This is a genomic window from Burkholderia mycopellens (assembly GCF_964265025.1).
Lineage (GTDB): Bacteria > Pseudomonadota > Gammaproteobacteria > Burkholderiales > Burkholderiaceae > Burkholderia.
Window position 1 is genome coordinate 3,815,784 of record NZ_OZ183802.1, and the last position, 20,622, is coordinate 3,836,405.

Consider the following 20,622-nt stretch of genomic DNA (forward strand, 5'->3'; position numbering starts at 1 on the left):
ACCTTCCCGGATGAGGGCAGCCCGACGCCTCGCCCATTCGGCATTGCTGGCGGGGGCGGCAGTGCCCTGGCCGTCGGCCGCGCAGGTGACCAACGGCGAGCCGCAACAGGCGGACGGTGTCGTGCTTGAAATCGCACCGGGCGAATATTCGACGACGCGATTGGGCGAGGCCGTGCTTTCCGCCGTCAATGGCGGCACGCTGGTGACGACCGGCAAGACACGCGTGTTCACCACCGCCCCTCTCGCGGCGGGCGCGACTGCGCTAGGCGCGGGCTCGAGCGTCAGGCTGAGCGATACGGAAATCCGCACGCGCGGCGGCTCCAGTGCCGGCATCGACCTCCGATACGGCGGCAGTGCGACCGCGGAACGCATCTCGATCGATACCGACGGCGACTACGCACACGGCGCGGCCGTCGACAGCGCCGGCGGCCGGCTCCGCATCGCCGACAGCGTCATCGTCACGCGCGGCAAGGAAGCGTATGGCATTTCGGTGAACTACGTGCCGGGCGGCGTCATCGACGTCACCGACACGCTGATTCGCACCAGCGGCCTGTTTGCCTATGGCATGGCCATCAGCTACGAGGGCGTCCGTGCGACGTTGAACCGCTCGGATATCCGGACGGACGGCGGCTACGCATCGGCGCTGTACCTGCCCGGCGCATCGGCTGTCTCGTTCGCCGACAGCCGCCTCGAAACCAGCGGCGATTACGCGCTCGGCGTGGACACCCGCGAAGGGCGCGTCGAGCTCGCGCGCACGCAAGTCGCCACGCACGGCCGCAGCGCACACGGGCTGTATGCGTCGAAGGAATACACCGACACACCGACCATCGACGCGATCGATACTGAAGTGACCACCACCGGCGCTCGTTCGATCGGCGTACTGTCCCGGCTCGGCGGCCGGGTCACGATGACACGCGGCGGCATCGTGACGACCGGCGAGCGCGCGCGCGGTGCGATGTCCGCCGGTGCGGGGTCGGTTGCGTCGCTCGTCGACGCAACCGTCGAGACGCGCGGCAACGAGGCCGCAGCGCTGTATGCAAGCGCCGGCGGCAGCATCGACCTGCTGCGCACCGATGCCCGCGCGACCGGTGACGCCGCGTCTGCGGCGAGCGTCCACGGCGGCAAGCTGACGGCCGACGGCGGCTCGCTCTTCAGCGAACGGCATGCGGCCATCGACGCGTCCGACGCCGACATCACGCTGCAGAACGGCGCCCGCGCCGCCAGCGGCACCGGCACGCTGCTGTCGGTCCTCGCCCAGTCGGGCGCGCCCGTGCGCCTGACGCTCGACACCGGCGCTCAAGCGGCAGGCGATATCGTGAACCAGCCGGCCGACGACGGCAGCCCGACTTCCGCCGTGACCGACGTCGCCCTGTCCAACGCGTCGACATGGCGCGGAGCAACGGACGCTGTCCGCACGCTGTCGCTCGATACCGACAGCCGCTGGATCGTCACCGCCGATTCGTCGGTCGGATCCGTCGCGCTGAACGACTCGACGATCGCATTCGCCGCGCCGGAGGCCGGCGCGCCGCCCACGCCACGCACGCTGGTCGTCAACGGCGACTACGCGGCCCGCAACGGCAGGCTGGTCGTCCATACCGCGCTGCGCGACGACGCGTCGCCCACCGACCGGCTCGTGATCGACAGCGGCCACGCATCCGGCCATACCGGGATCGTCGTGAAACGCACGAGCGGCGAAGGCGCGCAAACGACGGTCGGCATCCCGATCGTCGAAACCCGCAACGGCGGCACCACGGATGCCGCGGCCTTCGCGCTCGACGCCGCATCGGATGGCTACCGGCAAGGCTTCGGCACGCTGTCGGCGGGCGGCTACGACTACATGCTCAAGCGCGGCGGCCAAGGCGGCCAGAAGGACGACTGGTATCTCGTTTCCGCGGCAAAACCCGTTCCGCCGCAACCACCCGGCCCGGTGGACCCGGATCCGCCGATCGAACCCGAAACCAAGCCGCCTGCGCGCACTGCTGCCCCGGAGCCCGACGCATATCTGGCGAACGCCGATGCAGCGTCGACGATGGCGATCCACACGCTGCATCAGCGCGATGATCGCTCGCTTCGCACCGAAGCAAGCGGTCCGCTCGACGGTGCGGTCTGGCTGCGCGCGGAGGGCCAGATGACGTTGATGTCGGGCGGCAACCGCAGCGTATCGGGCAACGGCCGCCTGATTCACGCGGGCGCCGACCTGTTCCGCTTCGGCGACGGTCGCGGCGGCAGCGTACGGGTCGGCGCGATGGGCATGTACGGCAGCCAGACGAACTGGTCGACCCGGCCGCTGTGGAACGCGACCGAACAGCGCATCGCGAACGCCACCGCGCGCGGCAGCGTGTCGGGCTACAACGTCGGGGTTTACGGCACGTGGTACGGCAGCCGCGACATCCTGTCCGGCCCGTACGTCGATGCATGGTTCATGTATGGCGCTTATGCGAACAGCGTCGGCGGCAGTCTGGTTGCTGATTCGTACCGGTCGCGCACCCTCACGGGCTCGATCGAAACGGGCTATTCATTGCCGTTCTACGAGCGAGGCGACTCGCGCTTCTTCGTCGAACCCGAAGTGCAACTCGTCGTATCGGACTACCGCGCAAACGCGCACGCCGCGCCGGGCGGCCGGATCGACGGTCAAGGCGCGACCGACGTGCTGACCCGCGTCGGCGTGCGTGTGCACGGGGTCACCGCGATGCCGCGTGGACGCGAACTTCGACCGTTCATCGAAGCGAACTGGTGGCATGGCCCGGGTTCGCGCGCGCTAACGCTCGACGGCAACGCGTTCTCGTTCAGCCTGCCGCGCGACCGGGCTGCCGTCCGGATCGGCGCAACCGGCCAGTTGAGCCGTCGCTTCTCGGTATCGGCGAACGTCGGCGTGGAAGGCAATCTGTCCGACTACTCGGTAGTCCGGGGGCAGCTCTCGGCAAAATACCGCTGGTAAGCCAAGCAGACCGACGGCGGGTCGCGAAATCCGCGCCCGCCGAATTCCGCTATACTTTGCCGACTTGCCGTCTCGTTGGCGGCAGGTCGGAAGCGCGCCGATTTGCTGACTCGATTGCGGGCGCGCGAACCGGCCGGGGTGTGGAGGTTGTGTCCTTGTCCCGGCGGTTCACTACAAATGCGGCTAAAGAGGTCGTCAGCCGCGCATCTCCGACTCCGCGCCTCGCCGACACCATTTAGCTGCCCAGTCATAAGGCGGAACGAATGGAATCGATCGGCATCGTCGCTCCACAGACCATGCACTTCGCCGAACCGCTGCGCTTGCAAAGCGGCAGCGCGCTCGGCAACTATCAGCTCGTCGTCGAGACGTACGGCGAACTCAACGCCGCGCGCTCGAACGCGGTGCTCGTCTGCCACGCGCTCAACGCGTCGCATCACGTCGCCGGCGTCTACGCGGACGATCCGCGCAGCACCGGCTGGTGGGACAACATGGTCGGGCCGGGCAAGCCGCTCGACACCAACCGCTTCTTCGTGATCGGCGTGAACAACCTCGGCTCATGCTTCGGCTCGACCGGCCCGATGAGCATCGACCCGTCGACCGGCAAGCCGTACGGCGCGAGCTTCCCGGTCGTCACCGTCGAGGACTGGGTGCACGCGCAGGCGCGCGTCGCCGACGCATTCGGCATCGAACGCTTCGCCGCGGTGATGGGCGGCAGCCTCGGCGGGATGCAGGCGCTCGCGTGGAGCCTCATGTATCCGGAGCGCGTCGCGCACTGCATCGACATCGCGTCGACCCCGAAGCTGTCCGCACAGAACATCGCGTTCAACGAGGTCGCGCGCTCGGCGATCCTGTCCGATCCCGATTTCCACGGCGGCGACTACTACGCGCACGGCGTGAAGCCGAAGCGCGGCTTGCGCGTCGCGCGGATGATCGGCCACATCACGTACCTGTCCGACGACGACATGGCCGAGAAATTCGGCCGTGCGCTGCGCCGCGCCGACGGCGCGCTCGACGCGTACAACTTCAGCTTCGACGTCGAATTCGAGGTCGAGTCGTACCTGCGCTACCAGGGCGACAAGTTCGCCGACTACTTCGACGCGAACACCTATCTGCTGATCACGCGCGCGCTCGACTACTTCGACCCGGCGAAGGCGTTCGACGGCAACCTGACGGCCGCGCTCGCGCACACGCAGGCGAAATACCTGATCGCGAGCTTCTCGACCGACTGGCGTTTCGCGCCGGCCCGCTCGCGCGAGATCGTGAAGGCGCTGCTCGACAACAAGCGCACGGTCAGCTACGCGGAAATCGATGCGCCGCACGGTCACGACGCGTTCCTGCTCGACGACGCGCGCTATCACAACCTGATCCGCGCGTATTACGAACGAATCGCCAACGAGGTGGGTGCATGAACCAGCAAGCGCTGAATTCCCTGTCCGCACGCGCGGACTTCCGCACGATCGCGCGCTGGGTCGAGCCGCGCTCGACGGTGCTCGACCTCGGCTGCGGCGACGGCTCGCTGCTCGCGCTGCTGATGGAAGAACTGGACGTCACCGGCTACGGGATCGAGCTGAACGACGCGGGCGTGCTCGCGAGCGCGAAGAACGGCATCAACGTGATCCAGCAGAACCTGGAGGACGGCCTGCGCCTGTTCGAGGACCACAGCTTCGACATCGCGATCCTGTCGCAGACTTTGCAGACGATCCACCAGACGGCCGCGATCCTGCGCGAAACCGCGCGGGTCGGGCGCGAATGCATCGTGTCGTTCCCGAATTTCGGCTACTGGCCGCACCGGCTGTCGGTGCTGAACGGCCGGATGCCGGTGTCGAAGTCGCTGCCTTACCAGTGGCACAACACGCCGAACGTCCGGGTGCTGACGATCGAGGATTTCGAGGCGCTCGCGCCCGAAGTCGGCGTGACGATCCTCGACCGCGTGGTGCTGCACGAAGGCCAGCCGATTCGATGGGGTGCGAACTGGCGTGGTAGTCTTGCTGTCTACCGCGTCAAGCGCAGCTGAGCCGGGAAGCCGTTGACGAACGCCGACGGCCCGCACGCATGTGCGGCCGCACCGCTGCGCTACCCGCGCCGCCGCCTGCGCTGTCGCCGCAATCAGTCAACGCTATCCAGTTCCAGTCCATGTCGAAAACGCCACACGAGGCGCCCGCACTCACCGCTCACGAGGATCACCCCGGCTGGCGAGCCTACCTGAACACGCACATGCTGATCTGCGTGTTCCTGGGCTTCACGTCGGGTCTGCCCCTCTTCACGCTCGTCTACCTCGTGCAGGCATGGCTGCGCTCCGAAGGCGTGAACCTGAAGGAAATCGGCCTGTTTGCGCTGATCCAGTTCCCGTATACGTGGAAGTTCCTGTGGGCGCCGCTGATGGACCGCTACATCCCGCGCCTGCCGGGCTGGCGGCCGGGGCGCCGACGCGGCTGGCTGCTGCTCACGCAGGTGCTGGTCGCGGGTGCGATCGCCGCGCTCGGCTTCGTGTCGCCGCGCGACTCGATCTGGACGGTCGCCGCGCTCACCACGCTCGTCGCGTTCTTCGGCGCGAGCGCCGACATCGTGATCGACGCTTACCGGCGCGAGCTGCTGCGCGACACCGAGCAGGGCCTCGGCAACGCCATCCACGTGAACGCGTACAAGCTCGCCGCGCTGATCCCCGGCTCGCTGGCACTGATCCTGTCCGACCACCTGCCGTGGGACGTCGTGTTCGCGATCACCGGCGCGTTCATGCTGCCGGGCATCCTGATGACGCTCGTGGTGCGCGAGCCCGAAGTGGTCGGCGCGCCGCCGCGCAACCTGCGCGACGCGATCGTGCTGCCGTTCCGCGAATTCATCCAGCGCGACGGCTGGGCCGGCGCGCTGCTCGTCATCGCGTTCATCTTCCTGTTCAAGATCGGCGACACGATGGCCACCACGCTGTCGACGTCGTTCTTCCTCGACATCGGCTTCTCGCGCACCGAGATCGGCATCGTCGCGAAAACCACCGCGCTCGTCGCGAGCGTCGCCGGCGGCATCATCGGCGGCGTCTGGCTCGTGAAGATCGGCATCGGCCGCGGGCTGTGGATCTTCGGCGCGCTGCAGATGGTGTCGACGCTCGGCTTCGCGTGGCTCGCGCAGCTCGGCCCCGGTTCGCCCGTGCTCGCGATGCTCTACGACTTCACCGTGTCGACGAGCCATGCGATCGCCGCGGCGCTGTCGGTGTTCGGCATTGCGGTCGCACCGCAATTCAGCCCGATGACCGTCGCGCTCGCAATCGTCTACGGCGCCGAAACGTTCACCACCGGCCTGACGATGGCCGCGTTCGTCGCGTATATCGCCAGCACGACCGACCCGCGCTATACGGCTACGCAGTTCGCGCTGTTCACGAGCCTCGCGTCGGTGCCGCGCACGCTCGCGTCGGCCGCGAGCGGTTTCATCGTCGCGAAGATCGGCTGGTTCGACTACTTCATCGTGTGCACCGCGCTCGCGATTCCCGGCATGCTGCTGCTGTTCAAGATCGCGCCGTGGAACGGCACCGCACGCAACGGCGAGGCCAGCCGTGCGCAGTAACGGCCTGCACCGCCTCGCGCGCGTTGCGGCTTCGTTGAGCGTCGGCGCCGCGGCGCTCGCCGCGGGGTTCGCCCATGCGGCCGACGCCGGCGCGCCCGCTGCCACCGCCGCCGGTTCCGCGCCGGCCGCTGCGCCGGCCTCGCCGCCGGCGACTTCGGCTCCCGCCGCCCCCGCCCAGCCGGCAGCCGCCGCCGAACCCGCGCAACCGACCGGCGCCGCCGCGTCGACGAAGGCTTATGCGCAGACGCCGCAGCAGGTCCGTTACGGCGACGCCATTGCCTTCCGCACGCTGATTCCGTCGCCGCTGCTCGAGCAGCTCACCGCGAACGAATACGCGCAGATCGTACAGGCGGCCGCCGACAGCAACCGCCTGCTGCCGGCGAACCAGCCGCGCGTGAAGCGCCTGCGCGCGATCGTCGCGAAGCTCGCGCCGTATTCGGTGAAATGGAACGACCGCGTGAAGAGTTGGGCGTGGGACGTCAACGCGATCCGCTCGCGCGACATTCGCCTGACCTGCCTGCCGGGCGGCAAGGTGCTCGTGTACGGCGGCCTGCTCGATCGCGTCCGCCTGAACGACGACGAACTCGGCGTGCTGCTCGCCCACTGCATCGCGCATGCGCTGCGCGAACACGCGCGCAGCAACTTCAGCGCGACCTCGCAAACGTCGCTGCGCGCGGCCGCGCTGCCGCCGCTGTTCGGCGTCGGTGACCCGCTGCCGCAGGCACTGAACCTCGGCGAACGCCTGCAGGCGCTCCACTACAACGCGACCGACGAGACCGAAGCCGACGTGATCGGCGGCGACATCGCCGCACGCGCGGGCTTCGATCCGCGCGCGGCGATCACGCTGTGGGACAAGCTCGCGGTCGCGACACGCGGGAACAAGGCAACCGGCTTCATCTATACGCACCCGTACAGCAACGCCCGCCGCCAGGATCTGCTGAACCGCCTGCCGGATCTCATGCCGCTGTACGCGAAGGCAGTGGGCAAGCGCGTCGACACGCTGCCCGACTACGCGGGCATCAGCGCGCAGCGTCGCAAGGTCGTGCGGCGCTGAGCACTCAGACAGTACCGGTCATATAAAGCCTGCCATTCGTATAGCAATGCATACGTCGCGCGTGGGGGAGTTTACGCTCCTCAAATTGTCTTCCACCGAGCCATTGACTACACGGCTGGGACTGCAACGTCGCGCGTCCGGGCAGAGCCAGTTATCATTTCGCTTGGATTAGCGGCGATACAGGAACATGGACGATTATCGGAGCGCAGCGTTGCGCCACCTGAAGGATGCTGAGAGCTTGCGTACTGTAGACAGACTGGATAACGCAGGCCATCTTGTCGGATTTGCTGCCGAATGCGCGATAAAGTATCGAATCACTACCTTACAGGTGACGTCCGATCCTCACGGACACTTCCCTGAGTTCCTGACGATCGCCCGCAAGCACCTTGGGCAACGTAGCAACTACACGTCCATGTACGAAATTATCAGAAATCCAGTGTTTCAATCATGGACCGTTCATCGTCGCTACTGGAAAACCGGCGGCACAACACTGAATGAGATCGACCAGTGGTTTGCCCAGACAGAGGTGGCCTCACTCGTTCGGACAGTTTTCTGAGATTTTTAAGTGGAGCGGCCGAGGCAATCATGCTGCCGATTTGATCGCAGGCAGCGTCGCGAAGTATGCCTCATCCGGCGTCTGATCCGCCAGGCTCGAATGGGGCCTTTTCCGGTTGTACAGCTCGATGTAGTCGCCGATGGAGCGCCGGGCATGGCTGACCGACTCGTAGGCCCGCAGGTAAATCTCTTCGTACTTGATGCTGCGCCATACGCGCTCGACGAACACGTTGTCACGCCAAGCCCCTTTGCCGTCCATCGACAGCCGCACGCCTCGACACAGTACGGCCTCGGTGAACGCGCCCGCCGTGAACTGGCTGCCTTGATCGGTGTTCACGATGTCGGGCAGCCCGTAGCGGGCGAACGCTTCTTCCAGTGCCTCGACGGCATGCGTGGCTTCCAGCGTGATGGCAACCCGGTGCGCGAGAATCTTGCGGCTCGCCCAGTCCACCACGGCCGTCAGGTACACGAAGCCTCGCGCCATCGGAATGTAGGTCGTGTCGAGGGCGAACACCTGGTTGGCCCGCGCGATCTTCATGCCGCGCAGCAAGTACGGCCATATCTTGTGCTGCGCGTTGCGGCGGCTTGTGTTCGGCTTGCAGTACAGCGCCTCCACGCCCATGCGCTTCATCAACGTGCGTACGCGACGGCGGCCGACTTCATGGCCCTCCCGACGCAACAGGCGCGCCAGCATCCGTGCCCCGGCAAACGGGAACTCCATGTGCAGTTCGTCGATTCGCCGCATCAACAACAAATCGGTTTCGCTGACCGGCTGCGGCCGGTAATACGCACTCGATCTCGCGATGCCAACCAGTCGCGTCTGTTGCGAAACCGGCAGCGCATGCGTACGGTCGATCATCGTTTTGCGCTCAGCAATCCCGCCTTGGTGAGCGCACCTTCTAAAAAATCATTCTCCAGTGTCAGCTGGCCGATCTTGGCGTGCAACGCCTTCAGGTCCACCGGCGGCTCGCTCGACGGCATGCCTGCCGCGCCAAACACGTCCGCCGCACGCTCCTGCAATTGCCGCTTCCATTCGGTAATCTGGTTCGGGTGCACATCAAACTGCTGCGCCAGCTCGACCAGCGTGCGCTCGCCCTTGACCGCTGCGAGCGCCACCTTCGCTTTGAACGCCGCTGAGTGCGTGCGTCGGGTTTTCTTCGTCATTTCCTCGGTTCCTTTGCCGGCATTATCGCTGGCTCAGGCCCCGGCCGTTCCACTTATCTGGCTGTCCGATTTTGCGAGGCCACCTCTGACGAAGCGCCTTATGGCAGCGGCGCAAATTCGTGGCGAGGAGTAAAAAGCATGATGACCTTTGACCTTGCACTGCCGACCTTCGCGCAACTTGTTGTTGACACGCTGGGCGGACAGGCGCTCTTAGACTACTTTTTCCTTCGCGACGTTTCGGGAAGGCTTACTCTAATCGTCCCGAATGGCGCGCTTGACCCTGCAGCAAAGGACGCACTGGCACGTCGCGCCTATGAGCTTGTTCACCCCTATGTAGATGGCGATGGTCTCGCGGTAGCAACGCCGTCGGAACTGTTTGACGATCGCCTGCTTGCGCCCGACAACGTAGTGTCCGTTCGTGTAGTTGTGAATGAACGCCCTCTGCGAGTACGAGTTGTTGATCGCCGAATGGTGGGCAGTGATTGGCTGCGCGACCCGACCGCCTCTAAGCCCGACCGTAATCGCCTTGCGTTCGTAAGCCTTAAGGGAGGAGTCGGGCGTACAACCGCCTTATGCGTGTTGGCTGCCGACCTAGTTGCACAAGGAAGACGCATCCTTGTGGTAGATCTAGATCTGGAAGCGCCGGGTCTAGGTAACATGTTACTTCGACCCGATACGCTCCCGCGTTTCGGAATGCTGGACTACCTCGTTGAGCACGGGTTGGCCCCAGTCGACGATCAGTTTGTTAGCGACATGATTGGCGCGTCGTGGTTAGGTGCCGGAAGAGGGCGACTAGACGTTATTCCTGCTATCGGACAACTCGCGAATGAAAACCCAGAAAACGTACTCGGAAAGATTGCGCGAGCATACCTTGCCAATACGGACGAAAATGGCAACGCGACGACTTTTGCTGACCATATTGCGTTCGCGCTGGATCGAGTTTCGAGAGGTCGGGCATATGACGCAATTCTAATTGATGCCCGAGCAGGCTTGCATGAAACCACGGCAGCATCGATTGTTGGACTCGGAGCAAATATCCTTCTCTTTGGAGTAGACCAGCCACAAACGTATGCTGATTACCGCCTTCTGTTCGCACACCTTGAAACTCTTGGCCATAGCACCTCAGCACAAAGCAATTTGACTACGCCACTGGACACTGACGCTCCGACTCATGTTGCAGCAGATAACTCCGCTGAATTGACATCGCATCCAAGCGGAGGCAATGGTTCGCCATTCAATTGGCAGGATACCTTGCTACTGGTGCACGCAAAGGCTTCTACTGACGCCCAATCCCAAGACCAGTTCATAGATCGGATGACCGAGCTTGTTCGCCAAACCTTGATAAAGGTCTCGGATCCGCTCGCAAAGCAGGTCGACGTCGGACCACTGGCTAACGAATTCGATGTTGAATGGGATGATACTGATATCGATCAAGTACCGGTGCCTGCAGAAAACGGATTGAACACTTGTCGTATCCTTAACGACGACCACTATGCATCGTTCGATCCTCTGGGGCGCCCCGACTTGCTAGATGCACTAGTGTATAAAACCACTTATCAGCCCTTTATTGATGCATGTCGGAGCATGCTTGGACTTGAAAATGCGGAAAGCTGAATGAACAACATTGACTACATCGGCATCCAAGCCGCAATGGCTCGGCTCCCCTCCGATCACGATGCGTCCGGCGCCCATCGGCCTACTGTTAGCGAAATCTTTACGCCGCGTCAGCATGCATTCGCGCTAGATCCTGATACTCCGGTTGTCGTGGGGGCGAGAGGCTCGGGCAAAAGCTTTTGGGCAGGCGTACTCCAGCATGACGACACAAGAAATTTTGCTGCGCTGGCTTATCCACAAGTTGACCTGGAGTCGGTAGTCGTTGAGGCTGGCTATACCGGCATCGCATCTGAAGGCGGGGTCACATCGCGCAACATTGATGCTCGTGTTCCGACTGGTCAAGAGGCGCAGCAAGGCTTTGAATTCTGGCAAGCCGTCATTATGCGAGCAGCAAAGCGAGCGACTGCCCCCGATACAGAGCAGCCGACTATACGTGACCTCATGGCTCAATACGCCGACCCGGAGGACGCTGATCGCGAACTCTCGCGTTTGGATCGCTATTTTGCGTCGTCGCGAAAGACATTGATTGTCACTTTTGACGCACTCGACACTATCTCAACTGAATGGAAGCGCAGTCGAAAGCTACTTGACGCACTGTTCGAGGTTATCTGGTCATTGCGTGCGCGACGGGCAATTCGAGGGAAGGTGTTTATTCGTCCGGAGCAATTCAACGACGAAACACTCCGCTTTGTTGAATTACCCAAGCTTCGCAGTATGCGCATCGAACTCGTTTGGTCAAAGGAAGACTTGTACGGGATGATGTTTTCCTGTTGATGTCCGCACAGAACTGACCCACTAGAGCTGAAAATTTTCATCGAATTTTGACCCACGTGATTGAATGCCCTGCTCAATCTTTGAGCAGGGGATACAAAGGTGATCACGGTGGGCATATTGGCCAAGATCAGGCGGATGTATTTCCGCGAGAAGGTCCCACTGCGCGAGATTGCGCGGCGTACGGGCCTGTCCCGAAACACGGTGCGCCGCTGGCTGCGGCAGACTGATGCTGTCGAGCCGAAGTATCCGAAGCGCGTCAGCCCGAGCGTCATCGACGACTGGGCCGCACAGCTGACAGGTTGGCTGCGTGCCGACAGTCATCGCCCGAAGCGTGACCGGCGCACCGCCCGGTTCATGTTCGAGGCGATCCGCGCCGAGGGTTACGCCGGCAGCTACGGCCGCGTAAGCGCGTTCGTGAGGCGTTGGCACGAGGAGCAGGCTGAGGCGCCTCGCAGGAAGGCCTTCGTGCCGCTCGCCTTCGAACCCGGCGAAGCCTTCCAGTTTGACTGGAGCTGCGAATACGCGTTTGTTGGCGGGCTACGGCGACGCCTGGAGGTCGCCCACGTCAAACTTAACTCCAGCCGCGCGTTCTGGCTCGTCGCCTATCCCACACAGAGTCACGAGATGCTGTTCGATGCGCACGCCCGCGCATTCGCCGCGTTCGGCGGCGTGCCGCGGCGCGGCATCTACGACAACATGAAGACCGCCGTGGACAAGGTTGGCCGCGGCAAGGAGCGTGCGGTCAACGCGCGCTTCGAAGCGATGTGCAGTCACTACCTGTTCGAGCCGGAGTTCTGCAACCGGGCTGCAGGCTGGGAGAAAGGCATCGTCGAGAAGAACGTTCAGGACCGGCGACGTCAGATCTGGCACGAAGCAGCGCTACGGCGCTGGGAAACGCTGGAGATCCTGAACGAATGGGTCGCTGGTCAGTGTCGTGAGGCGTGGCACATGCGGCACCCGCAGTGGCCTGAGCTGACAGTCGAGGATGTGCTGCAGGACGAGCGTACCCGGCTGATGCCCAATCCACGGCCGTTCGACGGCTACATCGAGCAGACCCTGCGAGTCTCGTCGACCAGCCTGATTCACTTCCAACGCAACCGCTACAGCGTGCCCACCGAGTACACGAACCAGTTGGTGAGCGTGCGCTGCTATCCGGCATATCTCAGCGTCGTCGCCAACGCCCAGGAGATCGCACGCCACGAACGCAGCTTCGAGCGGCACATGACCTTCTACGATTGGCGCCACTACGTCACGCTGGTCGAGCGCAAACCCGGCGCACTGCGCAACGGCGCACCGTTCATCACGATGCCGCAGCCGCTGCAACTGCTGCAGCGGCATCTGCTGAAACACCCGGGCGGCGATCGCGTCATGACGCAGGTGCTCGCTGCGGTGCGCGAACACGGGCTCGATGCGGTGCTGCTCGCCGTACAGGCTGCGCTGGATTCAGGACGCCCCAGCGCAGAGCACGTCCTGAACGTGCTGAGCCGGCTGAAGGCGCCCGTCACGAATGGCAGCCTCGCCACGACGAAACTCCAGCTCAAGGAAGAGCCCGCGGCCGACGTGAACCGTTACGAGACGCTGCGTGCCAACCCACCGGAGGATCGTCATGTCTAACGATATCGCGGCCCAGCTCAAGGGTCTTAAACTGCACGGCATGGCGAGCACGTGGCCGGAGCTGCTCGCGCAGTCGCGCCACACTGACTTCGAGCCGGAGCGCTTCATGAAGCAGCTGTTGATGGCTGAAACCGCCGAACGGCAGGTGCGCTCGATCGCCTATCAAATGACCGCTGCGCGCTTCCCGGCCCACCGCGACCTGAAGGGCTTCGACTTCGCGCAGGCACACGTCGACGAAGCGCTGGTGCGCGAACTGAGCGAGCTGTCGTTCCTCGAAAGCGCGCACAACGTCGTGTTCATCGGTGGTCCGGGCACTGGCAAGACGCACCTCGCCTCAGCGATCGGAATCGAAGCCGTACAGCGCCACGGCAAGCGTGTGCGCTACTTCTCGACCGTCGAGCTGACCAACGCCCTGGAGCAGGAGAAGTCCATCGGCAAACAAGGCCAGATCGCCCACAAGCTGATGTACGTCGATCTGGTGATTCTCGATGAGCTGGGCTATCTGCCGTTCAGCCAGACCGGCGGTGCATTGCTGTTCCATCTGCTCTCAAAGCTTTACGAGCACACGAGCGTCGCGATCACGACCAATCTCAGCTTCGGCGAGTGGGCGAGCGTGTTCGGGGATGCAAAGATGACGACAGCGCTGCTGGACCGCGTCACCCATCACTGCCACATCGTCGAAACGGGCAATGAATCGTGGCGCTTCAGGACCAGTTCTGCCAAGGCAAAGACAACAAGAAAAAGAGCAGCAAAACCAGCGGGTAACGAAGAGTTATCCACACCGGAATAGATGTACTACGCTGTCTCAGGGTGGGTCAGATTTAGATGAAATCGGTGGGTTAAGACTCGGTGGAAATCAACAGTTTTCCCAGCTTTTGCAACTCGCAGAGCTGAAAGCACGTCGATCGCTTATTGCCCTAGCATCGGAAGCCGACGCCGACTATCCCGCTGATATGCGGACTTGGTTTCGAAAGCGCAGTCTTTACGCGGACGGTGCTGCCCAGCAACGCATGATGGTATGCCTCGCTGGCCTATATATGGGGCGAGGGGCAAAAAAAGGGGGGACGTACGACTGGCCCTACAATCATCTTGGCGATGCTCACGGTCGCGTTACCCCGCGCAGCTTCATGAAGTTGTTTTCCGAGGCCGGAAAGTACCCGCACACCTTGTCGTTACAGGCGATTTCAGCCGATGGAATTCGACATGGATTGCGCGAAGCTTCTAGAGTCCGCGTAGATCAGCTTGTGCTCGAGTACCCATGGATTAAGCGAGCCATTGCTCCGCTCGCGGGGGTTACAGTGCCATGCGATCCGACGCGTATCTATGAGTTGTGGGAAGAGACAAAGACTGTTGATACGATTCTAAAAGCGGCGAAGAGTCAGACGACAGGCTTCCTGCCACCGTTTGAATTTGCCAAGGCCTCGAATCCCGTTGAAGCTCTCGCGCTCGCTATGGAAAATATTGGCGTCCTGTCGTTTAGAAGTGATGGTCGAATTGATATGCCGGATCTCTTCCGGGTTGCTGCGCTGATGCTCAAACGAGGCGCAACTCCACCGCTCAAGAACCTCTCTCGATAAGTTGTCGCGTAGTCGAAAGTGATGGACCCAACCCATGCACACTCGGCGCCACGGCATACTTAGTGGAAGTACCGAGTGTGAGTTGGCTGACGCTCAGCCCCCCCCTGTGATGAGACCAACGATGCTCGTCGCAACTGATGCTTACGATTTACAGAGAGTCGAACCTAAGCATCTTCCGCGGACATTAATCCCCCTCGACGACCATAAACGTCGTACTCGCGCATCCAGCGCACCTCGTCACCCGGGCTGCGGCCGAACAGCCGCTTGAACTCGCGGCTGAACTGCGACGCGCTCGCATAGCCGACGCGCGCGGCCGCCGCACCGGCGCCGACCCCGTCCTGCACCATCATCAGCCGCGCCTGGTGCAGCCGCGCGGCCTTCACGTACTGCATCGGCGACGTCGCCGTCACGTGCTTGAACTGCGCATGGAACACAGCCAGGCTCATCCCGGCCTCGCGCGCGAGCGTCTCGACGTCGAGATCGGCCTTCAGGTCCGCATGGATGCGCCGCAGCGCCTTCGCGATGCGGCCGAAGTGATGTCGCTGCACGAGCGCCGCGCGGATCGCGTCGCCCCGCTCGCCCGTCAGTACCCGATACGCGATCTCGCGCATGATCGCGGGGCCCAGCACGCGCGTGTCGTGTGGCGACGCGAGCGCTTCGAGCAGCCGCACGACCGCGTCGGCCAGCGGCGCGTCGAGCGGCGTCGAATCCACGCCGACCGGTTCGCTGACGGCCGCGCCGAGCGTCTCGTCGAGCAGGATCGCGAGCTCGGCGATCACGGCGAGATCGACGCGGATCGAGATCGCGAGAAACGGTTCGTCCCGGCTCGCGAAGGTCTCGCATTCGAACGGCAGCGGCACCGACAGCACGAGATACTGCCGCGCGTCGTACACGAACGAGCGCTCGCCGAGATAGCCGAGCTTGCGCCCCTGGCACACGACGACGATGCTCGGTTCGTACAGCACCGGCATGCGCGGCCCCGGGCGGCTCACGCGGATGAAGCGCACGCCGTCGAGCGCCGCGAACGTTTCGCCCTCGTTCGGCGCGAGGCGCGCATGCAACTCGACCATGCGGCGCTGCACGCGGTCGCCCATGTCGGCGAAAAGGGGCTCGAAGCTCATCGGCGTGGTCCTGTCCGGCAAGAGAATCCGGCTCGCAATGTAGCACCTTGCAGCCGTTTTGACGGCTGTTGGCACGCAGTTAGAGAGGAATAGGCAAATCTTCCAGACCTTCGTGTATTTCGCCGCGGCGCCGCGCTCCTTACGATGACGTCCTGCCTCGCCGCATCGCCACATGATGCGACGGCAGTTCGTTTCGCCGGATGTTATTCCCGGACAAGGAGCCCCCTGCATGAGCACCACCTACGCTTACGCGGCAACCGATTCGCAGTCGCCGCTCGCCCCGTTCGAATTCCAGCGTCGCGCGCTGCGCGACCTCGACGTCCAGATCGACGTCCTCTACTGCGGCGTCTGCCACTCGGACCTGCACCAGGCGCGCAACGAATGGCGCAACACGATCTATCCGGTCGTGCCGGGCCATGAAATCGTCGGCCGCGTGACCGCGACCGGCCCGCAGGTCTCGCGCTTCAAGGTCGGCGAACTGGTCGGCGTCGGCTGTCTCGTCGATTCGTGCCGTACCTGCCCGAGCTGCGCCGACGGCCTCGAGCAATACTGCGAGAACGGCTTCGTCGGCACCTACAACGGCCAGGATCGCGTGACGGGCGACATCACGTTCGGCGGCTATTCGACGCAGCTCGTCGTCGACGAGGCGTTCGTGCTGCGCGTGCCCGAGACGCTCGACCCGGCCGGCGCCGCGCCGCTGCTGTGCGCGGGAATCACGACCTACTCGCCGCTGCGGCAGTGGAACGTCGGCCCCGGCAAGAAGGTCGGCATCGTCGGGCTCGGCGGCCTCGGCCACATGGGCGTGAAGCTGGCGCGCGCGATGGGGGCGCACGTCGTGCTGTTCACCACGTCGCCGTCGAAGATCGAGGACGGCAAGCGTGTCGGCGCGCACGAAGTCGTGATCTCGAAGGACGAAGCGCAGATGAACGCGCACCTGAACAGCTTCGACTTCATCCTGAACACGGTCGCCGCGCAGCACGACCTGAACCCGTTCCTGAACCTGCTGAAGCGCGACGGCACGATGACGCTGGTCGGCGCGCCGGAGCACGACCATCCGTCGCCGCAGGTGTTCAACCTGATCTTCAAGCGCCGCCGCCTCGCGGGCTCGCTGATCGGCGGGATCGCGGAAACGCAGGAAATGCTCGACTTCTGCGCGGAGCACGGCATCACGTCGGATATCGAAACGATTCCGATGCAGCAGATCAACGCGGCCTACGAGCGGATGCTGAAGAGCGACGTGAAGTACCGGTTCGTGATCGACATGGCGTCGATCAAGCATTGAGCGCGGCCGGGCGGCACGCCCGATCGCCGCCCCAAACGAAACGGGCCGCATGCTCGACATGCGGCCCGTTTCTGCATCCGGCGGCCGGATGACCCGACGGCTACACGCGCGGCGCAGCGCGGGACGTCACTTGTAGTCGTAGTCCACCGTCAGCGGCGCATGGTCGCTGAACTTGATGTCCTTGAAGATCGACGTGCTTTTCGCGGTGCCGGCCACGCCCGGCGTCGCGATCTGGTAATCGATCCGCCACCCGACGTTCTTCGCATACGCCTGGCCGCGGTTGCTCCACCACGTGTACTGCTCGGCGCGCGGGTCGAGCGTGCGGAACACGTCGACATAGCCGACATCGTCGAACAGCTTCGTGAGCCACTCGCGTTCTTCCGGCAGGCAGCCCGAGTTCTTCTGGTTGCTCTTCCAGTTCTTGATGTCGATTTCCTTGTGGACGATGTTCACGTCGCCGCACAGGATCACTTCGCGCTTCTTCTTCAGCGCGGCGAGGTGCGGCATGAACTCGTCCATGAAGCGGTACTTCGCCTGCTGGCGTTCTTCACCGCTCGAGCCGGACGGCACGTACACCGACACGACCGACAGCTTGCCGTAGCGCGCCTCGACGTAGCGACCTTCGGCATCGAATTCGCTGCTGCCGAAGCCGATGATCACGTCGTCGGGCTCGCGGCGGCTGTACACGCCCGCGCCGCTGTAGCCCTTCTTCTCGGCGTGGTGGAAATAACTCTTGAAGCCGTGCGGCTCGACGAATTCTGCCGGCAGGTCGTCGGCCGAGACCTTGATTTCCTGCACGCACACGCAATCGGCGTTCTGTTCGCCGAGCCATTCGAAGAAGCCCTTCTTCGCGGCGGAGCGGATGCCGTTCAGGTTGGCGGTAATCACTCGCATCATGTCGGATTCCGTTCAGTTCGATGTTTTTCAGGGGGCAGCTTAGCGGATCTTCACGCCTTCGAGCTCGGGCTTCGGCGGCGGGAATTCCAGCTTCATGTCGGTCATCGTGCGCAGCAGCAGCTCGGCGATCATCACGTTGCGGTGCGTCTTCGAGTTCGCCGGGATCACGTACCACGGCGCATGCTCGGCGGATGTCGCGGCGAGCGCGTCGCGGTAGGCGCTCTGGTACGCATCCCAGTGCTTGCGCGCGTCGAGATCGGAGATGTCGAACTTCCAGTGCTTGGTCGGATCGTCGATGCGCGCCTGCAGCCGCTCGCGCTGCTCGTCCTTCGAGATGTGCAGGAAGCACTTGACGATCGTCGTGCCGTTCTCGACCAGCATCGTCTCGAAATCGCGGATCTGCCGGTAGCGGCGCTCGCACTCCTTCGCGTCGATCAGGTCGAGCACGCGCGGCACCAGCACGTCTTCATAGTGGCTGCGGTTGAAGATCGCGAGCTCGCCCGCGGCCGGCACCTGCGCATGCACGCGCCACAGGAAGTCGTGCGCGGCCTCGATCGGCGTGGGCGCCTTGAACGACACGACGCGCAGGCCGAGCGGATCGACCTCGCGGAACACCGCGCGCACGGTGCCGTCCTTGCCGCTGGTGTCCATCCCCTGCAGCACCAGCAGCACGCGCTTCTTCTGCTGCGTGTGCAGGCGCTCCTGCTGTACGTCGAGCTCGGTCGACACGGCCGACAGCCGTGCGCGGTCGTCGTCCTTCGAACCGGACGAGAACGGCTTCGCGGCCGGGTCGAACGCATCGAGCTTGAATGCTGCGGCTTCCTTCTCGCGCGTGCTGTACGGCACGCGGAAATCGTCGAGCGACGGTTGTTTCGCCATTCGTTCCTCCGTTGGACGCTAGGGTGCATACGATAACGCATCCACCAAACGCAACGGGCCGCCCCGAACTGGTTCGGAGCGGCCCGTCGTCAAGCGCGGTTCAGGCGCGCGGTCATGCTCAGCCGAGCTTCTTCTTCAGCAGTTCGTTGACCTGCTGCGGATTGGCCTTGCCCTTGGTCGCCTTCATCGCCTGGCCGATCAGCGCGTTGAACGCCTTCTCCTTGCCCGCGCGGAATTCCTCGACCGACTTCGCGTTCGCCGCGAGCACCTCGTCGATGATCGCTTCCAGCGCGCCGGTGTCGGAGATCTGCTTCAGCCCCTTCGCGTCGATGATGCGGTCGGCCGCGCCTTCGTCGGTCGCCTTCTCGTCCCAGATCGTCGCGAAGATTTCCTTCGCGATCTTGTTCGAGATCGTGCCGTCGGCGATGCGCTGCAGCACGAGCGCGAGCTGCGCGGCCGAAACCGGAATCGCGTCGATCTCGATGCCGTCGCGGTTCAGCTGCGACGACACGTCGCCCATCAGCCAGTTCGCGGCGATCTTCGCATTCGCGGCGCCCGCCTTCGCGACCACGGCTTCGAAATACGCGGCCATCGCCTTGCTCGACGTCAGCACGCCCGCGTCGTACGCGGACACGCCGTACTGCTCGACGAAGCGCTGCTGCATCGCGGCCGGCAGTTCGGGCATCCCGGACTGCACGCGCTCGATCCAGTCCTGGCCGATCACGAGCGGCATCAGGTCCGGGTCGGGGAAGTAGCGGTAGTCGTGCGCGTCTTCCTTGCTGCGCATCGACTCAGTCTTGCGCTTGTCCGGATCGTAAAGACGCGTTTCCTGCACGACTTCGCCGCCATCCTCGATCAGTTCGATCTGACGCTGCACTTCGTAGTTGATCGCCTCTTCGAGGAACCGGAACGAGTTCAGGTTCTTGATTTCCGCGCGCGTGCCGAACTTCTCCTGGCCGACCGGGCGCACCGACACGTTCGCGTCGCAGCGGAACGAGCCTTCCTGCATGTTGCCGTCACAGATGCCGAGCCACACGACGAGTGCGTGCAACGCTTTCGCATAGGCCACGGCCTCCGCCGCGCTGCGCATTTCCGGCTCGGTGACGATCTCGAGCAGCGGCGTGCCAGCGCGGTTCAAGTCGATTCCCGTCATCCCAGCATAGTCCTCGTGCAGCGACTTGCCGGCATCCTCCTCGAGGTGCGCGCGGGTCAGGTTGATCGTCTTCTCGTACGCGGCCTTGCCAGCTTTCTCGTTAGCCGGGACCTGGATCGTGAGCGTGCCGCCCTGCACGACCGGAATCTCGTACTGGCTGATCTGATAGCCCTTCGGCAGATCGGGGTAGAAATAATTCTTGCGCGCGAAGATGCTGCGCGGCGCGATGGTCGAGCCGATCGCGAGGCCGAAGCGGATCGCGCGTTCGACCGCGCCGCGGTTCAGCACCGGCAGCACGCCCGGCAGCGCCAGGTCGACCGGGCAGGCCTGCGTGTTCGGCTCGGCGCCGAACTGCGTCGACGCGCCCGAGAAAATCTTCGAGACGGTCGACAGCTGCGCGTGCGTCTCCAGACCGATAACGACTTCCCATTGAGTAGTCATGTGC

General features: G+C 63.9%; 17 protein-coding genes. 12 read left to right on the forward strand and 5 right to left on the reverse strand.

Features of this window, described 5'->3' with window-relative positions; genetic code table 11:
- Positions 1-10 precede the first annotated feature (10 nt).
- The 6 genes from ACPTTC_RS17805 to ACPTTC_RS17830 all read left to right on the forward strand — a co-directional run bounded on the left by ACPTTC_RS17805 (position 11) and on the right by ACPTTC_RS17830 (position 8,103).
- On the forward strand, positions 11-2,938 hold the full coding sequence (locus ACPTTC_RS17805; RefSeq protein WP_423393238.1) for an autotransporter outer membrane beta-barrel domain-containing protein: 2,928 nt from the start codon (positions 11-13) through the stop codon (positions 2,936-2,938).
- 263 nt (positions 2,939-3,201) lie between these two features.
- Positions 3,202-4,347 carry a homoserine O-succinyltransferase MetX gene (gene metX / locus ACPTTC_RS17810; RefSeq protein WP_175951244.1) on the forward strand — a complete coding sequence of 382 codons (1,146 nt, stop codon included), beginning with the start codon at positions 3,202-3,204 and terminating at the stop codon, positions 4,345-4,347.
- The gene (metW, locus tag ACPTTC_RS17815) at positions 4,344-4,952 is read left to right on the forward strand and encodes a methionine biosynthesis protein MetW (RefSeq protein WP_006755281.1); all 609 of its coding nucleotides are present in this window, start codon (positions 4,344-4,346) and stop codon (positions 4,950-4,952) included. The genes metX and metW overlap by 4 nt, the downstream gene beginning before the upstream one ends.
- A 119-nt stretch (positions 4,953-5,071) precedes the next feature.
- Positions 5,072-6,493 carry an AmpG family muropeptide MFS transporter gene (locus tag ACPTTC_RS17820; protein WP_226198640.1) on the forward strand — a complete coding sequence of 474 codons (1,422 nt, stop codon included), beginning with the start codon at positions 5,072-5,074 and terminating at the stop codon, positions 6,491-6,493.
- Entirely contained in the window at positions 6,483-7,547 is a 1,065-nt protein-coding gene (locus tag ACPTTC_RS17825; RefSeq protein ID WP_423393239.1) for a M48 family metallopeptidase, read from the forward strand. Before ACPTTC_RS17820 ends, ACPTTC_RS17825 begins: the two co-directional genes overlap by 11 nt.
- A gap of 187 nt (positions 7,548-7,734) precedes the next feature.
- Complete coding sequence (locus tag ACPTTC_RS17830; RefSeq protein ID WP_423393240.1) at positions 7,735-8,103, forward strand: hypothetical protein; 369 nt, start codon at positions 7,735-7,737, stop codon at positions 8,101-8,103.
- A 27-nt stretch (positions 8,104-8,130) separates the two neighbouring features.
- On the opposite strand, the gene ACPTTC_RS17835 is transcribed toward ACPTTC_RS17830, so the two are convergent.
- Positions 8,131-9,266 (reverse strand): IS3 family transposase gene (locus tag ACPTTC_RS17835; RefSeq protein WP_423393241.1). Its coding sequence is split into 2 segments (ribosomal slippage): positions 8,131-9,002 and positions 9,002-9,266, totalling 1,137 coding nucleotides; the frame shifts between segments, so codons are not numbered across the junction.
- Positions 9,267-9,404: 138 nt separating this feature from the next.
- Between ACPTTC_RS17835 and ACPTTC_RS17840 the strand changes: the two genes are divergently transcribed.
- The 5 genes from ACPTTC_RS17840 (at position 9,405) to ACPTTC_RS17860 (ending at position 14,845) form a co-directional block, all read left to right on the forward strand.
- Positions 9,405-10,880 (forward strand): KGGVGR-motif variant AAA ATPase, encoded by a 1,476-nt coding sequence (locus ACPTTC_RS17840; protein ID WP_423393242.1) that lies wholly within the window; start codon positions 9,405-9,407, stop codon positions 10,878-10,880.
- Positions 10,881-11,654, forward strand: a complete 774-nt coding sequence (locus ACPTTC_RS17845; RefSeq protein WP_423393243.1) for a hypothetical protein — start codon at positions 10,881-10,883, stop codon at positions 11,652-11,654. It abuts the gene before it with no gap.
- Positions 11,655-11,789: 135 nt separating this feature from the next.
- Positions 11,790-13,268, forward strand: a complete 1,479-nt coding sequence (gene istA, locus ACPTTC_RS17850; RefSeq protein ID WP_224755808.1) for an IS21 family transposase — start codon at positions 11,790-11,792, stop codon at positions 13,266-13,268.
- Positions 13,261-14,058 carry an IS21-like element helper ATPase IstB gene (gene istB / locus ACPTTC_RS17855; protein WP_060091270.1) on the forward strand — a complete coding sequence of 266 codons (798 nt, stop codon included), beginning with the start codon at positions 13,261-13,263 and terminating at the stop codon, positions 14,056-14,058. The genes istA and istB overlap by 8 nt, the downstream gene beginning before the upstream one ends.
- The gene (locus ACPTTC_RS17860) at positions 13,958-14,845 is read left to right on the forward strand and encodes a hypothetical protein (RefSeq protein WP_423393244.1); all 888 of its coding nucleotides are present in this window, start codon (positions 13,958-13,960) and stop codon (positions 14,843-14,845) included. Before istB ends, ACPTTC_RS17860 begins: the two co-directional genes overlap by 101 nt.
- Positions 14,846-15,009: 164 nt before the next feature.
- On the opposite strand, the gene ACPTTC_RS17865 is transcribed toward ACPTTC_RS17860, so the two are convergent.
- A complete protein-coding gene (locus ACPTTC_RS17865) occupies positions 15,010-15,966 on the reverse strand; it encodes an AraC family transcriptional regulator N-terminal domain-containing protein (RefSeq protein ID WP_423393245.1) in 957 nt (318 codons plus the stop codon).
- A 229-nt stretch (positions 15,967-16,195) separates the two neighbouring features.
- On the opposite strand from ACPTTC_RS17865, the gene ACPTTC_RS17870 reads away from it, so the two are divergent.
- Positions 16,196-17,248, forward strand: a complete 1,053-nt coding sequence (locus tag ACPTTC_RS17870) for an NAD(P)-dependent alcohol dehydrogenase (RefSeq protein WP_175971065.1) — start codon at positions 16,196-16,198, stop codon at positions 17,246-17,248.
- 126 nt (positions 17,249-17,374) lie between these two features.
- On the opposite strand, the gene ACPTTC_RS17875 is transcribed toward ACPTTC_RS17870, so the two are convergent.
- From ACPTTC_RS17875 to gatB, 3 genes are all read right to left on the reverse strand, one after another.
- On the reverse strand, positions 17,375-18,145 hold the full coding sequence (locus ACPTTC_RS17875; protein WP_175951239.1) for an exodeoxyribonuclease III: 771 nt from the start codon (positions 18,143-18,145) through the stop codon (positions 17,375-17,377).
- A gap of 39 nt (positions 18,146-18,184) precedes the next feature.
- On the reverse strand, positions 18,185-19,024 hold the full coding sequence (locus ACPTTC_RS17880; protein WP_175951238.1) for a polyphosphate kinase 2 family protein: 840 nt from the start codon (positions 19,022-19,024) through the stop codon (positions 18,185-18,187).
- A 118-nt stretch (positions 19,025-19,142) separates the two neighbouring features.
- Positions 19,143-20,618 (reverse strand): Asp-tRNA(Asn)/Glu-tRNA(Gln) amidotransferase subunit GatB, encoded by a 1,476-nt coding sequence (gene gatB, locus ACPTTC_RS17885; protein WP_175951495.1) that lies wholly within the window; start codon positions 20,616-20,618, stop codon positions 19,143-19,145.
- Between the last annotated feature and the right edge of the window lie 4 nt (positions 20,619-20,622).